6 protein-coding genes and 2 pseudogenes are annotated in these 14,294 nt (G+C 70.8%); 3 read left to right on the forward strand and 5 right to left on the reverse strand.

Annotated features, from left to right (window positions below):
- Nucleotides 1-19: 19 nt before the first annotated feature.
- The 3 genes from LNW71_RS07645 to LNW71_RS07655 are packed head-to-tail and all read right to left on the reverse strand — an operon-like array spanning nucleotide 20 to nucleotide 3,052.
- Nucleotides 20-1,300 carry a sensor histidine kinase gene (locus tag LNW71_RS07645; RefSeq protein ID WP_250967536.1) on the reverse strand — a complete coding sequence of 427 codons (1,281 nt, stop codon included), beginning with the start codon at nucleotides 1,298-1,300 and terminating at the stop codon, nucleotides 20-22.
- Between the two features lie 23 nt (nucleotides 1,301-1,323).
- Nucleotides 1,324-2,112: an ABC transporter permease gene (locus tag LNW71_RS07650; protein ID WP_250967537.1), complete on the reverse strand. Its 789-nt coding sequence runs from the start codon at nucleotides 2,110-2,112 to the stop codon at nucleotides 1,324-1,326.
- A gap of 1 nt (nucleotide 2,113) precedes the next feature.
- Nucleotides 2,114-3,052: an ABC transporter ATP-binding protein gene (locus tag LNW71_RS07655; RefSeq protein ID WP_250967538.1), complete on the reverse strand. Its 939-nt coding sequence runs from the start codon at nucleotides 3,050-3,052 to the stop codon at nucleotides 2,114-2,116.
- Nucleotides 3,053-3,280: 228 nt separating this feature from the next.
- Here LNW71_RS07655 and LNW71_RS07660 point away from each other — a divergent pair, with 228 nt between their 5' ends.
- The 3 genes and pseudogenes from LNW71_RS07660 to LNW71_RS07670 all read left to right on the forward strand — a co-directional run bounded on the left by LNW71_RS07660 (nucleotide 3,281) and on the right by LNW71_RS07670 (nucleotide 9,494).
- Nucleotides 3,281-5,149 (forward strand): ABC transporter ATP-binding protein, encoded by a 1,869-nt coding sequence (locus LNW71_RS07660; RefSeq protein ID WP_250967539.1) that lies wholly within the window; start codon nucleotides 3,281-3,283, stop codon nucleotides 5,147-5,149.
- Nucleotides 5,146-7,040 (forward strand): annotated as a pseudogene (locus LNW71_RS07665) (ABC transporter ATP-binding protein). Before LNW71_RS07660 ends, LNW71_RS07665 begins: the two are co-directional and overlap by 4 nt.
- 430 nt (nucleotides 7,041-7,470) lie before the next feature.
- Nucleotides 7,471-9,494, forward strand: a pseudogene (locus tag LNW71_RS07670) (M4 family metallopeptidase).
- 78 nt (nucleotides 9,495-9,572) lie between these two features.
- Here LNW71_RS07670 and LNW71_RS07675 read toward each other — a convergent pair.
- Together LNW71_RS07675 and glgP are read right to left on the reverse strand one after the other, a co-directional pair.
- A complete protein-coding gene (locus LNW71_RS07675; RefSeq protein ID WP_250967540.1) occupies nucleotides 9,573-10,802 on the reverse strand; it encodes an alginate lyase family protein in 1,230 nt (409 codons plus the stop codon).
- 203 nt (nucleotides 10,803-11,005) lie between these two features.
- Entirely contained in the window at nucleotides 11,006-13,609 is a 2,604-nt protein-coding gene (gene glgP, locus LNW71_RS07680; RefSeq protein ID WP_250967541.1) for an alpha-glucan family phosphorylase, read from the reverse strand.
- Nucleotides 13,610-14,294: the final 685 nt, after the last annotated feature.

Consider the following 14,294-nt stretch of genomic DNA (forward strand, 5'->3'; position numbering starts at 1 on the left):
TCCGGGCGGCCGCGCCCTGTCAGTCGTGACGGACCAGCGGGACCCGGGCGCTGACCGCCGTGCCGAGGCCGGGTCCGGTCTCCACCTCGACGGTGCCGGCGATGCGTTCGGCGCGTGCCCGCATCCCGCCGAGGCCGAAGCCGCCGGCGCCCCCGTGGGGCGGCAGCGCGTCGGGGTCGAAGCCGCGGCCGTCGTCCCGCACGTCCAGCGTGATCTCGTCGCCCATGTAGGACAGGGTGATGCCGGTCCGGGACGCACCGGCATGGCGGCCGGCGTTGGCGAGCGCCTCCTCGGCGATCCGGAGGAGGGTGGCACCGACCTCGTCGTGCAGCGGCTCGACCGTGCCGGTGACGGTGAACTCGGCGCGCACGCCGGTCCGCTCCGACCAGGTGGTGACCGTCTTCCCGAGTGCGCCGGGCAGGTCGTCGTGCTCCAGTGCGGCGGGCACCAGGTTGTGCACCGAGCGGCGGGCCTCGCCCAGACTGTGCCGGGCGAGGGCGGCGGCCCGCACGAGGTGTTCCCTGGCGAGGCCGGGGTCGGTGTCCGCGGTCGAGGCCACGGCCTGGAGCTGGGCGATGATGCCGGTCAGGCCCTGCGCGATGGTGTCGTGGATCTCGGCGGCCAGCCGGCTCCGCTCGTCGGCCACCCCGGCCTCCCGTGCCTGGACGAGGAGTTGGGCGTGCAGACCGGCGTTCTCCGCCATGGCCCGTTCGAGACGGGCGTTGGCGGACTCCAGCTCGGCGATGGTGTCGACCTGGGTACGGGACTGCTCGGCCTCCCGGTTGCCGATCTGGGCGAAGACCATGGTGAGGGTCCCGTGCAGGGCGAGAAGGATGACGAAGGCGATCCAGTTCATGAGGGTGACGGGCGGCATCCCGCTGCCGGACTGCGAGCCCGCCAGGATGACCGCGGTGGCCAGCAGCCCGGGCCGCACGCCCCGTTGCGGAAGCAGCCGGGCGGAGTCGAAGTAGCCGAGCGTCGCGAAGACGGCGTAGAAGGGGTTGCACCAGGTCAGCCCGAAGGCGAGGAGCGTGCGGGCGACGAAGTAGCACTGCGCCGCCCGCGATGCCGCTCCCGCCGTCGCCGCGACCCGCCCCCACCAGAGCTGGAGGGCGAGGGCCAGCGGCACCATCACCATGGCGGCGTACACGTCCGACCGGGACATGATGAGGTCGCCGGTCACCGCCGAGACCGCCGTGGCCAGGCCGAGCAGCCCGTACGGTCCGTACCGGAAGAACAGTTCCCACCACTGCTCGGCCGTCGTCACACCGGCCGCGCCCTGCCTCTCCCCCGCACTCATGGGTGAAGTCTCCCCCGGATCGGCTACTCCCACCGGAACGTCCGGATCGCCACCCCCGCCGCCAGGACGGTCCACAGCGCCATCACACCCAGATACGCCCAGCTGGGCCAGGATCCGGACGCCGCCCGGTCCAGCGCCTGGGAGGCCGCGCCGAACGGGGTGACCTGGACGATGCGCCGGAGTGTGTCGGGCATGGTCTGGACCGGCACCCATACCCCGGCGGTGAACATCATCACGAGGTAGACCACCGAGCCGACCGCGGCCGACACCTTGGTCGTCCGCGAGACCGCGCAGACCAGCGCGCCCAGCGCCAGGACACTGGCGACGGCCAGCAGCAGCGCCAGCAGATAGCCGAACGGCTGCCCCGGCAGCGGCACGTCGAAGGCGATCCGGCCGGCCGCCATGACCAGCAGCGCGGAGCCGGCGGCCGCGGTACCGTGCAGCGCTATCTGGGCGCTGAGCAGGGCGGAGGGCCGTACCGGCGTGGTGGACATGCGGCGCAGGATGCCGCGCTCGCGGTAGCCGGTGAGTACGGGCGGCATGGCCTGCAGACCGGCCATGATCATGGCGAGCAGTACCGAGACGGGCACGTACAGGTCGATGACGCGCCGGCCGCCGAGCGCGTCGTCGGGGTGCCGGAAGGACGGGATCAGCCCGAGGATCGTCATCAGTGCGGTCGGGAAGACCAGGATCCAGAACAGGCTGCCGGGTTCGCGGAGGAAGAGCCTGGTCTCGGACCTGAGGACCGCGAGCCAGGCGCCCGCGGGCGCGGTCCGGGACTCGTGGCCGGTCAGGGTGTTCGCTGTGGCCATCTCAGGCTGCCCGTTCTGTGAGTGCGCGCGGGTCGGTGGGGTCGGTGTGCTCTGTGAGGTCGAGGAAGGCGTCGTCCAGGGTGGCTTCGGCGACGCGCAGCTGGTGCGCGGTGATGCGCAGCCGGGCCAGCAGCGAGATCACGGCGTTGACGGTCTCGTCGGTGCCGTTGATGACGATCCGCCCGTTGCGGCTCTCGCACGAGGCGGCGCCGGGCAGCCGCGTCAGGTCGGCGTCGGCGAGCGGCTGCGAGGGCGTGAACGAGATGACCGTGGAACTCCCGGCCTTGGCGATCAGCCCGGACGGGGTGTCGAGGGCGACGACCCTGCCCTTGTCGATCACGGCGACCCGGTCGCAGAGGCGTTGGGCCTCCTCCATGAAGTGGGTGACCAGCAGGACCGTGACCCCGCTGTCCCGTACCTCCTCGATCAGCTGCCAGGTGTCGCGCCGCGCACGCGGATCCAGTCCGGTGGTCAACTCGTCGAGGACCACGACCCGGGGGTTGCCGACGAGGGCGAGCGCGATGGACAGCCGTTGCTTCTGTCCGCCGGAGAGCTGCGCGAACCGGGTGCCGAGCACGGCGCGCAGCCCGAGCCGCTCCACCTGCGACCGCCAGTCGGCGGGGTCCGGGTAGAACGCGCTGTACAGCTCCAGCGCCTCGCCCACCGTGATTTTGGGCTGCAGTTCGCTCTCCTGGAGCTGGGCGCCCAGCAGCAGGGTCACCCGGTCGTGGTCGGCGACGGGATCGAGCCCGGCGACCCGGACCGTGCCGGCGTCGGGGACCCGGAGCCCCTCGACGCATTCGACGGTGGTGGTCTTGCCCGCACCGTTGGGACCGAGAATCCCGAAGATCTCCCCCTCGTCGACGGCGAAGCTGACGCCGTCGACCGCGGGGCGTCCGGCGTAGGACTTGTGCACCCCGTTCACTTCGATGATTGCCATGTCTGCGAGCATCCCGGCGGACGGCCGCCCGCGGCATCCGCCATCGCGCTCGAACCCGCATCAGCCGATCGGTTGATGCCGCGCTACGACCCTCGCCCGGCCGGGCCCGTCGGGGGCCGCCGTCGGTGGCGGCGGACGCTGTCCCCCGCGTGGCTTTGCGTCAAGCCTCGGTCGGGAGACGGAAAAGCAGATGAGCGATGTCAGTGGTGAAACGTAGGCTCGCCCCTGATGCCCGAAGAACATGCAGAGCCCAAGGACCGGTCCGCCGCGCGCTCCCTGGTACGGCTGTGGCCGTATGTGAAGCCGGTACGGACGCGGCTGTCCGGCGCGGCCCTGATCGCGGTCGTCGCCTCGTGCCTCGGCCTGGTGATCCCGCTCGTGCTGAAGTGGATCGTCGACGGCCCGGTCGCCCACCACGACCCGGGCGGTGTCTGGCTCGGGGCGCTGTACCTCCTGCTGCTCGGGATCGCCGAGGCGGTCCTGTTCGGGATGCGGCGGTGGCTGGTGGCGCGTCCGCTGGCCGGGGTCGAGGCGTCGATGCGGGCCGATCTCTACCGGCATCTGCAGCGCCTGCCGGTGGCCTTCCACGACCGCTGGTCGTCGGGCCAGCTGCTGTCGCGCGGGACCACGGACCTGATGCTGCTGCGGATGTTCCTGGCCTTCCCCCTGACCTTCCTGCTGGTCAACTCCACCACGATCCTGATCGGTTTCGTGATCCTGCTGGCCCAGGAGTGGACGCTCGGCCTGGTGCTGCTCGCCCCGGTCGTGCCGCTGATGATCGTCTGCTCGGTCTTCGAGACGAAGTACGCGGTGGTGGCGCGCAGGGCCCAGGACCAGGTCGGCGATCTGACGACGGTGGTCGAGGAGAGCGTGCTCGGCATCCGCATCGTCAAGGGCTTCGGCCGGCACCGCAGCCAGGCCCTGGCCTTCCGGGCCCTCTCGCAGCAGCTGCGCACCACGGAGCTCGGCAAGGCGCGGCTGCTCGCGGGCATCTGGGCCCTCATCACGACGATCCCCGAACTCGCCATCGGGGCGGCGCTGGTGCTCGGCACGATCGAGGTCGCGGACGGCGGTCTGTCCGCGGGCACGCTGGTCGCCTTCCTCTCCACCGCGCTGGCGCTGCGGTGGCCGGTCGAGTCGATCGGCTTCCTGCTGGCGATGAGTCAGGAGTCGGCGACGGCGACCGAGCGGTTCTTCGAGGTGATGGATGTCGCCGAGGAGCAGGAGACGGCCGGCGAAGCCACCTCCGGAGTCTCTCCCGGCGGGTCCGGCGGCATGGTCTTCGAGGGGGTGGTGTTCCGCTATCCCGACGCGGACGCGGACTCCGCGCCCGTGCTGGCCCGGATCGATCTGCGGATCCGTCCCGGCGAGACGATGGCCCTGGTCGGGGCGACGGGCTCCGGCAAGACCACGCTCACCGCGCTCGTTCCCCGGCTGCACGACGCCACTTCGGGGCGGATCACCCTGGACGGCGAGGACATCACCGCCATGCCGCGCGAACGGCTGCGGGAGCTGGTGTCCGTGGCGTTCGAGGAGCCGACGCTCTTCTCCGCGAGCGTCGGGGAGAACGTGCTGATGGGCGCGGAAGGCGCCGGCGAGGAGGAGTTGCGGCGGGCGCTCTCGGTCGCGCAGGCCGATTTCGTCCACGATCTGCCGCACGGGATCGACACCCAGGTCGGCGAGCAGGGGCTGAGCCTCTCCGGCGGTCAGCGCCAACGCCTCGCGCTGGCCCGCGCCGTCGTCGGCCGGCCGCGCTTCCTGGTGCTCGACGACCCGCTCTCCGCGCTGGACGTGCACACGGAGACGCTGGTCGAGGCCGCGCTGCGACGCGTGCTGCAGGAGACCACCGCGGTGGTGGTCGCCCACCGGCCGTCCACCGTGATGCTCGCGGACCGGGTGGCTCTCCTGTCGGAGGGCCGGATCAGCGCGGTCGGCACCCATCAGGAACTGCTGCGCGGCAACGCCGAGTACGCCTGGCTGATGTCCGGTGCCGGGAGCCCGCCGGGCGAGGACCCGGTTGTCGTGCACCCATCCGGCACCACGGCCGATGACCTTCCGGGCACGCACGCCCCAGCCGAGGAGAGCAGCACCCGATGACCAGCACCACGACCGGGCGTCCCACGGAGCCGGGCGGCGACGACAGGGACGAACACGGGACCCCGGCAGCGCCGGAAGCCGAAGCGCCCGTGAGGCGGGCCGGGGACCCGTTCGACCGCGACGACCTGCCCACCCCCGCGGTGCCACGCGCGAGCTGCTCGTCTCGCTGCTGCGCCCGCTGCGCGCCCGGGTCGTGCTGGCCGCGCTGTTCCTGCTGGTCCAGCAAGTCGCGGTACAGGCCGGCCCGCTGCTCGTCGCGTACGCCATCGACAGCGGGGTGCCCGCGTTCCGGGACGAGGACTACGGACCACTGATCGCCGTGGCCGTCGGCTACGCCCTCTGTTCGGTGGGCGCGGGGGTCATGCAGTACGCCTTCATCCGGGCGTCCGCGCAGGTCAACCAGGACGTCCTGCTCGATCTGCGCGGCCGGATCTTCCGTCATGCGCAGGCCCTGAGCGTGGACTTCCACGAGCGGTACACCTCGGGCCGGCTGATCTCCCGCTCCACCACCGATGTCGAGTCGCTCAGGGAGCTGCTCAGCGAGGGGCTGCAGGAGCTGATCGGTGTCATTCTCTCCTTCGTCTCCATCTCCCTGATGCTGCTCTGGCTGGACTTCGCGACGGGCGCCGTCGCCGTGCTCTCCTTCGTCCCGCTGTATCTGCTGGTCCGTCTCTACCAGCGCCGGGCCGCAGTGATCTTCGCCTCCCGGTCGACGGCGATCGCCGCCGTCATCGTCAAGTTCGCGGAGACGATGAACGGCATCCGTCCCGTGCAGGCCTTCCGCCGGGAGCCGGTCAACGACGCGGCCTTCCGGACGCTGAACCACGAGCACCGGCGCACCAACGGCAACGCGATGCTGGAGAACGCGCGCTATGTCGTCGGGTCCCGGCTGGTCGCCAACACCGCGGTGGCCGGAATCGTGCTGTGGGGTGCCTACCGCGTCGCGTCCGGCACTCTCGCCCTGGGCGTGCTGGCCGCGGTGGTGCTGTACCTGCGGCGGCTCTACGACCCCATCGACCGGCTCAGCATGTTCCTCAACTCCTACCAGTCGGCGGCGGCCTCACTGGAGAAGATCGCGGGTCTGCTGGCACAGACCCCCACGGTGCCGGAGGCCCTGGAGCCGCAGGAGCTGCCGGCACTCTCGGGCGGACACCCGGGCCGCGAGGTGGTCTTCGACTCGGTGAGCTTCGCGTACCGCACGGGCGGCGAGGTGCTGCCGCCTTTCGATCTGACCGTCCCGGCGGGGCAGACGGTCGCCGTGGTCGGTTCGACGGGCGCGGGGAAGTCGACGCTCGCCAAGCTGCTGGCCCGCTTCTACGACCCGACGGACGGCCGGGTGCTGCTGGACGGCACCGATCTGCGGGATCTGGCCACCCCCGAACTGCGGCGCGGGGTGGTGATGGTGACCCAGGAGGCCTTCCTGTTCTCCGGGACCGTCGCCGAGAACATCGCGATCGGCAGCCCGGACGCGACGCGCGCGCAGATCGAGCAGGCGGCCAGGGAGATCGGTGCGCACGACTTCATCACCGGTCTGCCCGACGGGTACGACACGGACGTGCGCAAGAGGGGCGGCCGGATCTCGGCCGGCCAGCGCCAGCTGGTCGCGTTCGCCCGCGCCCTGCTGGCCGACCCGGCGGTGCTGATCCTCGACGAGGCGACCAGCTCCCTCGACATTCCGGGTGAGCGTGCGGTGCAGCGGGCGATGGACACCGTGCTGCACGGCCGCACCGCGGTGGTGATCGCCCACCGGCTGTCGACCGTGGAGATCGCGGACCGGGTTCTGGTGATGGAACACGGCCGCATCGTGGAGGACGGCGCCCCGGCCGAACTCATCGGCGGCACCGGCCGGTTCGCCGGCCTCCACCGCGCCTGGCGGGAGAGCCTGGCCTGACAGCACTGCCGCGCGTCATCGGCCTGCTGCGTCCACGAGTCGAGTCCCTGCTCCCGGCAGACCGGGCGTGAGCGGATCCGCCGCGCGGGCCGGGACCGCGCGGATCGAGCCACAGTGCGCAGCCATCTCGACAGGTGGGAACTCCCAGGTTCTTCACACTCTTTTCGAACGCGACAACTTCGGTCCCGACCTCCACACCCTCTTCGAATTCCGGCCCCGAAGGACCCTGGACGGCATCGAAGTGATGATCGGCGAAACGTCCGCTTAACGAACATGACCTTTCAGGCAACGGACGAATTCCGGCCATCTTGTTGACGCGGTCCTGACACAGACCGCTTTCTGCTGACACTCTTCCCCCGTTCTGCGCACTGCCTGCTCTGCCCGGACGGCTCACCCTGCCGCCGGTACCCCCCTTGCAGAAGGAGTCCGCGTGAGATCCACGCTCAGCCGTCGTGCCACCGCGACCGGCGCTCTTATAGCCGCAGCAGCTCTCCTGGCCGGAGTCCAGACCGGCACAGCGACAGCCACACCGGCCGGCGCGACCAGCGCCGCCGTCTCCACCAAGGCCGACCCCGGAGCGCTGCCCAAGCAGCTCTCCCCCTCGCAGCGTGCCGAGCTGATCCGCGAGGCCACCGCGAGCCGGGCGGCCACCGCCAAGGACCTCGGTCTCGGCTCGCAGGAGAAGCTCGTCGTCCGGGACGTCATCCAGGACAACGACGGCACCACGCACACGCGTTACGAGCGCACCTTCAGCGGACTTCCGGTCCTCGGCGGCGACCTGGTCGTCCAGCAGTCGAAGGCCGGCACGACCGAGAGCGTCACCAAGGCCTCCAAGGCCACCGCCGCCCAGCTGGGGCCGTGGACACGGCCGCGGACGTCGCTCCGGCGGCGGCCGAGAAGCAGGCGATCGGTGCGGCCAAGGCGGACGGCTCGAACCGGACGGTGGCCGACAAGGCGCCGCGCAAGGTCGTCTGGATGGCGACGGGCAAGCCGCAGCTCGCCTACGAGACCGTGGTCGGAGGGCTGCAGGAGGACGGCACGCCCAACGCACTCCACGTCGTCACGGACGCCACCACCGGCGCGAAGCTCTACGAGTGGCAGGCCATCGAGACCGGCACCGGCAACACCGAGTACAGCGGGCAGGTCACCCTCGGGACCGCCCCGTCGTACACGCTGACCGACACCGGCCGCGGCAGCCACAAGACGTACAACCTGAACCACGGCACGTCCGGCAAGGGCACCCTCTTCTCCGGCTCGGACGACGTCTGGGGCGACGGCACCGCCCAGAACGCCGAGACCGCCGCGGCCGACGCGCACTACGGTGCGGCCGAGACCTGGGACTACTACAAGAACGTCCAGGGCCGCACGGGTATCCGCGGTGACGGCGTCGGCGCGTACTCCCGCGTCCACTACGGCAACAACTACGTCAACGCCTTCTGGGACGACAGCTGCTTCTGCATGACGTACGGCGACGGCAGCGGCAACGCCTCACCGCTGACCGCGCTGGACGTCGCGGCGCACGAGATGACGCACGGCGTCACCTCCAACACCGCCGGCCTGGTCTACAGCGGTGAGTCCGGTGGCCTCAACGAGGCGACCAGCGACATCTTCGCCACCGCCGTGGAGTTCTACTCCAACAACGCCACCGACAAGGGCGACTACCTCATCGGTGAGAAGATCGACATCAACGGCGACGGCACCCCGCTGCGCTACCAGGACAAGCCGAGCAGGGACGGCGCGTCCAAGGACGCCTGGTACTCGGGCATCGGGAACGTCGACGTCCACTACTCCTCGGGCCCGGCCAACCACTTCTTCTACCTCCTCTCGGAGGGCAGCGGCGCCAAGACCATCAACGGCGTCTCGTACAACTCCCCGACCTCCGACGGCCTGCCCGTGACCGGCATCGGCCGCGACAAGGCCGCGCTGATCTGGTTCAAGGCGCTCACCACCAAGTTCAGCTCCACCACCAACTACGCGTCGGCCCGTACCGGCACGCTGGCGGCGGCCGGTGAGCTGTACGGCACGACCAGCGCCGAGTACACGGCCGTGGCCAACGCGTGGGCCGGCATCAACGTCGGTACCCGCCCCGGCGGCACCGACCCGGGCGGCACGGTCTTCGAGAACACCACCCCCGTGACCATCCCGGACGCCGGCGCGGCCATCACCAGCTCGGTCAACGTCACCGGCCGCACCGGCAACGCGCCCAGCACGCTCAAGGTCGGCGTGGACATCACCCACACCTACCGCGGTGACCTGGTCATCGACCTCGTCGCCCCGGACGGTTCGGCCTACCGGCTGAAGAACTCCTCCTCCAGCGACTCGGCGGACAACGTCCAGACCACGTACACGGTCAACGCCTCCTCGGAGGCGGCGAACGGTACCTGGAAGCTGAAGGTCCAGGACGTCTACGCCAGCGACACCGGCAAGATCAACAGCTTCAAGCTGACCTTCTGAACCGGCCCCACCGCATGACCCGCGACTGACACCGCGTCCCGCCCGGGAGGAGCTCGCTCCTCCCGGGCGGCTGTGTGCTCAGCTCGGGTTGTCCGCGTGGGTCAGCGTCTCCCAGGCGACGAACAGGTTGTCGGTCCCGGCGGGCCTGCGCTGTTCCGTGAGTGCCTGGGTGTTGGTCATCGCGATGCCCATCCGGTTGTGCAGCGCGTTGAACCCGACCTCGGTGACCGGGCCGAGGTTGTCCTTGAGCGATCCGCCGCACAGCGACGAGGGAACGGCCGTCCCCAGCTGGTACTTGGCGTGCAGACCGAGTGCCTGGCGCAGCCGCTCGGCGATCTCCGGGTAGAGGTCCTGCCCCTGGATCCGGCTGGTCTCGGCGATGTGCGAGATGGCGGAGAGGCCGTAGCCGGTGTGCGTGAGGTCGCGGCAGGTCTCCTGCGAGAGGCCGTCCATGAAGGTCGACTGCCCCTGCCAGTAGTTGATGATCTTGTCACGGGTGTCCAGGCCGCTGCCGGGCGCGGTCTTCGGCAGCGCACCGTCCGAGGTCAGGTAGATGTACGCGGGAACACGTCCGCGGAACTTGCTGACCGCCTTGTCGTACGAGGTCCGGTCCTCCAGGAACACCGAGATGCCGATCGCGGCCTCGGTCATGCTCAGTTCCCAGTTCCCGTTGCTGTTCGAACCGTTGATGACCTTGGGCAGGTAGACGTCGCGCAGCATGGTGGAGAACCGGCCCGCGTTCGGCCAGCCGCTGTACGTGTACTTGATGATCTCGGCGGCCCGCGGCCAGGAGGAGCCGGCCCAGCCGGTCTGCAGGGGGGCGTTGCTGTTGGTGTGGTCCTTGATCACGGCCGACCAGGCGTCCATGATGCCGATGGCCTTCGTGGCGTACCGGCTGTCCTGGGTGAGATACCAGGCCAGCGAGAGGGTGTAGGCGGCTATCGCGTCCTCGCGCTCGTCGGTGCACCCGTAGTTGGGGTTCGAGTACGAGCCGCACTCCACGACCGCGCGGGGTTTGGCGGTCCGGGTGAGCGAGGCGTACTTGCTGGCCATCATCTGGTCGAACGCGCTCTTCCAGGGCTGTGCGCCGGCCTGCACCTTGGCGCGCACGAAGTCGAGCTGGGGGCGGCTGACCAGTACGCCGGGGTGGGTGAAGGCCGCGGGAGCGGCGGCCCGTGCGGCCGGGGCGGCGGCGCCCGGGTCCGGGGCGGCTCTGCCCGCCGAGGCCGGGGCCATGGAGAGGCCGGTGATCAGTGCCGCGAGTGCGGTGGCGAGGCCGAGGCCACGCCCGATGGTTCCGGGGCGCATGTGGGGTGCCTTCCGGTGCGGAGGAGGTCCGGCAACTCGACTCGGAACCAACGGAGTTCACAGACATGAACCTTGAGTCGAGTTGTGAACGCTGCGATGAGTGAGGAACCTAAAGACATTGCATGGGCACGTCAAGGACTTGCGTTCAGAAAGCGAAGGGCCCGGCACCGTAACGGTGCCGGGCCCACAGCGGGCGGGCGTCCTCAGCGCATCAGCACACCCGCGCCTTCGCCCGTCGCCTCCGTCGGCTGTGCGACCAGACCGAGTTCGGCGCCGGTCACCAGCAGCCGATGGGCGGGCAGCACCCGCACGGTGTACCCGTAGGGGCCCGTGCGGTCGAGGGCGAGCGGGCCGTCGTACAGCCAGCGGCCCTCCAGGTCCTGGCCCCCGCCCGGCTTCAGCGGGAAGACCTGGGCATCGGTGATGGCGTCTGCGGAGTCGACCCGCCCGGCCACCGCCTGCACCTCCACGTCCTCCGGATCCAGCGCCCCGAGGGTGATCCGGACCCGCAGGGCCAGCGTCGACCCCAGCTCCGCCGAACCGCCCGCGGTGGTGGACGTCACCGCCTCGACATGGTCGACGGCCACCCGCGGCCAGGCCGCCCGGACCCTGGCCTTCCAGTCGGCGAGCTCCCGTGCGGCGGTGGCGTCCAGGGAGCGCTGGGCGAGGGCCGCGGGGGCGTACAGCCGCTCCACGTACTCCCGGACCATGCGTCCCGCGAGAACCTTGGGGCCAAGGGTGCCCAGCGTGCGGCGGACCATCTCGATCCAGCGCTCCGGGAGCCCCTCACCCCCGCGGTCGTAGAAGCGGGGCGCGACCCGGTCCTCGATCAGCTCGTAGAGCGCGTTGGCCTCCAGGTCGTCGCGCCGGTCCTCGTCCAGGGCGGAACCGTCCGCCGTCGGGATCGCCCAGCCGAAGTCCGGCTCGAACCACTCGTCCCACCACCCGTCGAGAACCGACAGATTGAGACAGCCGTTGAGCGCCGCCTTCATGCCGCTCGTACCGCACGCCTCCAGGGGGCGCAGCGGATTGTTCAGCCAGACATCGCAGCCCGGGTAGAGCTTCTGGGCCATCGCCATCCCGTAGTCGGGCAGGAAGACGATGCGATGCCGCACCCGGGGGTCGTCGGCGAACCGGACCAGCTCCTGGACCAGCCGCTTCCCGCTGTCGTCGGCCGGATGCGCCTTGCCCGCCACGACGATCTGGATCGGGCGTTCCGGGTGGAGCAGCAGCGCCCGCAGCCGGTCGCGGTCGCGCAGCATCAGCGTCAGCCGCTTGTACGAGGGCACCCGGCGGGCGAAGCCGATGGTCAGCACGTCGGGGTCCAGCACGCCGTCGATCCAGCCGAGTTCGGCCGGCTCCGCGCCCCGGGTCCGCCATGAGGCGTGCAGCCGTTGCCGCACCTCGGTCACCAGCTGTTCGCGCAGGGTGCGCCGCACCTGCCAGAGCTGCGCGTCGGGGATGCCGGCGGCGGAGTCCCACCGGCCCGGCGTGCCCCCGGACGCGGCCCGCAGCCGGTAGATCTCGGGCGCGACCCAGGTGGGTGCGTGGACCCCGTTGGTCACGGAGGTGATCGGCACCTCCGGGGCGTCGAAGCCCGGCCAGAGGCCGGCGAACATCTCCCGGCTGACCGCCCCGTGCAGGGTGGAGACGCCGTTGGCCCGCTGGGCGAGCCTGAGCCCCATCACGGCCATGTTGAAGACGCCCGGATCGCCGCCGTCGTACGTCTCCGTGCCCAGTTGCAGGATGCGTTCGGCGGCGACGCCCGGCAGCTCACCGTCGTCTCCGAAGTGACGGACGATGAGTTCACGGTCGAACCGGTCGATCCCGGCCGGCACGGGTGTGTGGGTGGTGAAGACGGTGCCCGCCCGTACGGACTCCACCGCGGAGGCGAAGTCCAGGCCGCTACCGGAGAGCTCGCGAATGCGTTCGAGGCCCAGGAACCCGGCGTGGCCCTCGTTGGTGTGGAACACCTCGGGTGCCGGATGGCCGGTGAGCCGGCAGTAGGTCCGTAGGGCGCGCACGCCGCCGATGCCCAGCAGCATCTCCTGCAGCAGCCGGTGCTCGCTGCCGCCGCCGTACAGCCGGTCGGTGACCTCGCGTTCGCCGGGTGCGTTCTCCTCCACGTCGGAGTCGAGCAGGAGGAGCGGCACCCGGCCCACCTGGGCCTGCCAGATGTGGGCGTGCAGGGACCGGCCGCCAGGGAGCGCCAGGACGACCTGGCTGGGCGTCCCGTCGGCTTCCCGCATCAGGGTGAGCGGCAGTTCGTTGGGGTCGAGGACGGGATAGTGCTCCTGCTGCCAGCCGTCCCGGGAGAGACTCTGGCGGAAGTAGCCGTGGCGGTAGAGCAGGCCGACGCCGACGAGGGGAACGCCCAGGTCGCTGGCGGCCTTGAGATGGTCTCCGGCGAGGATGCCGAGCCCGCCGGAGTACTGGGGCAGGGCAGCGGTCACCCCGAATTCGGGCGAGAAGTAGGCGATGGCGGCAGGGAGCTCGGCGCCCTGCGTGAGTTGTTCCTGGTACCACCTGGGGCCCTCCAGGTACTCCTGGAGATCGGCGGACACCTCGGTCAGGCGGCCCAGGAAGTCTTCGTCCCGGGCCAGCTCGGCCAGGCGTCCGGCGGACACGGCGCCGAGCAGGCGCACGGGGTCGCCGTCCGCCGTCCGGCCGGCGACCGGGTCGACGGCCTGGAAGAGCTCACGGGTCTCGGTGTGCCAGGACCACCGCAGGTTGCGGGCGAGGTCGCTGAGCGGTTGAAGGGGGTCGGGGAGGACGGGACGCACGGTGAATCGACGAATGGCCTTCACGCATTCCACCTTTACAGGGGACGTACGAATCCGAGGGGACGCACCACGGTGTGCGCCGCTCCGTCACCCTCGACGGTAGCGGTGTGCGGCACTCGGCAACCACGGCGCACGGCCTTCGCCCGTCGTGCGACCCCGGGCGGACCGACCGCCCCTTGCGCTCCGCCCTCCTGGGCACCGCCCTTCACTTCAGGCACTCCCGGCACATCCGTCACAGGCGTTATGGCCGATTCCCTCCCCTCGTGCGGTCTTGTGGGCCTTCGCCCCACAAGGAAGGCTTCCCTGTGGCGCCGCTGCACCCCGCGTGCGCCGGCCTTCCGCAACCCCGCGCGTGCGCGGCGGAGCCCGGCGCATTCAGACCGTCACAGATACGCCCGAGTAGTTAACACACCACCGGATTGGCCCACCGAGATCCATGGGAAGGCTTCTCCGGTACCCGGTACGAATGCATTCCGACGACCGCTGAAGGCGATCCACCTCCGGCCCCCGGGCGATTCACCCGTCGGCCACCGGCCGTCCACTCGCGGTTCGTATGCAATGCGTACGGACCTCGTACGCATTCGGTCCACACCCGTGCACCACACCCGCGCCCCATCCATTCGAGTGCCATTCGAGTGAACGCGGACAGGAGCGGCCATGCCCACACCCCACCAGTCGTCAACGGAGCAGCTAGAAAGGACAGAACCCC

The sequence above is a fragment of the Streptomyces sp. RKAG290 genome (genome assembly GCF_023701695.1).
In the GTDB taxonomy this organism is placed as follows: Bacteria; Actinomycetota; Actinomycetes; order Streptomycetales; family Streptomycetaceae; genus Streptomyces.

Coding starts and splice junctions, on each gene's coding strand:
- LNW71_RS07645 (WP_250967536.1), bottom strand. CDS start 1,300: ATGAGTGCGGGGGAGAGGCAGGGCGCGGCCGGTGTGACGACGGCCGAG.
- LNW71_RS07650 (WP_250967537.1), bottom strand. CDS start 2,112: ATGGCCACAGCGAACACCCTGACCGGCCACGAGTCCCGGACCGCGCCC.
- LNW71_RS07655 (WP_250967538.1), bottom strand. CDS start 3,052: ATGGCAATCATCGAAGTGAACGGGGTGCACAAGTCCTACGCCGGACGC.
- LNW71_RS07660 (WP_250967539.1), top strand. CDS start 3,281: ATGCCCGAAGAACATGCAGAGCCCAAGGACCGGTCCGCCGCGCGCTCC.
- LNW71_RS07675 (WP_250967540.1), bottom strand. CDS start 10,802: ATGCGCCCCGGAACCATCGGGCGTGGCCTCGGCCTCGCCACCGCACTC.